The organism is Pseudomonas sp. F01002 (assembly GCF_004402115.1).
Taxonomy (GTDB): domain Bacteria; phylum Pseudomonadota; class Gammaproteobacteria; order Pseudomonadales; family Pseudomonadaceae; genus Aquipseudomonas; species Aquipseudomonas frigoris.
The window spans coordinates 64960-65168 of sequence record NZ_SOPU01000002.1 but is presented as its reverse complement, the minus strand read 5'-3'; positions in this window follow the sequence as shown (position 1 = coordinate 65168).

Below are 209 nucleotides of genomic sequence, written 5' to 3'. Positions count from 1 at the left end.
GTTGCGCGGCATGTGGTGGGAAAGCACGGCGGTGACTGACGTGGCGAGCCAGGCCAAGGCACTCGCCGCTCGCCTGACAACAACGCCACTTCTGTAGCAGCTGCCGAGCCTGCGAGGCTGCGTTCGAGCGCGCAGCGGTCGTAAACCTGAGTGCACGATCTGGCTGAAAAAACGCATCACCTGATTCTGCGACCGCTGCGCGCTCGAAC